The following is a 219-nucleotide window of genomic DNA, read 5'->3' on the forward strand; positions in this document are numbered from 1 at the left end:
TTCACGTTGTTTAATTTAGAGGGCACACGCGTCGGGGGTATAGCTCAGCTGGAAGAGCACCTGCTTTGCAAGCAGGGGGTCATCGGTTCGAGCCCGATTACCTCCACCTGCTTTCTTTCGAGAAAGAAAGTAGGCAAAGAAAGCTTTCATAGCCAGAGACACGGGCCCATAGCTCAGCTGGCTAGAGCGCACGACTGATAATCGTGAGGTCGGTGGTTC

At 53.0% G+C, this 219-nt stretch carries 1 tRNA gene; it reads left to right on the forward strand.

The window, feature by feature from the left end:
• The first annotated feature begins 33 nt into the window (after window positions 1-33).
• Window positions 34-106 (forward strand) — tRNA-Ala (locus tag H7U37_RS15495).
• Window positions 107-219 lie beyond the last annotated feature (113 nt).

This window comes from Pseudoflavonifractor phocaeensis, from assembly GCF_016901735.1.
Taxonomy (GTDB): Bacteria; Bacillota; Clostridia; order Oscillospirales; family Oscillospiraceae; genus Pseudoflavonifractor_A.